Here is a 342-nt window from a genome sequence, read left to right on the forward strand (position 1 = left end):
AGAAACGGTATGAACCGGTCCCAGGCGTCGCGCCAGACTTTGACCGATTGCGGGTATTTTTGGCCCAATTCACTGGCTTCGAAAGCATCTAATCCGGCACGGGCGGTGTCCTCGTTGGCGGCCGTGTAGACCTCCCGAAGCGCTCTCGATACGGGTTTGCGGTCCTGGTAGGACACCCACCGGTTCGCAGCTCGAATCAGGTGCACGATGCAGGTCTGCACCATAGAATTCGGCCAGGTTGCCTCCACGGCTTCCGGCAGGCCTTTCAGCCCGTCGCAGCAGACGATGAACACGTCTTGGACACCGCGGTTGGCCAGGTCCGCGCACACCGATGCCCAGAAT

General features: G+C 60.8%; 1 protein-coding gene. It reads right to left on the minus strand.

Annotated elements, in window-relative coordinates:
• A partial coding sequence (locus CYJ76_RS11740; RefSeq protein WP_180802307.1) for a transposase occupies positions 1-342 on the minus strand: 342 nt, incomplete at both ends.

The sequence above is a fragment of the Kytococcus schroeteri genome, assembly GCF_002847825.1.
In the GTDB taxonomy this organism is placed as follows: domain Bacteria; phylum Actinomycetota; class Actinomycetes; order Actinomycetales; family Dermatophilaceae; genus Kytococcus; species Kytococcus schroeteri.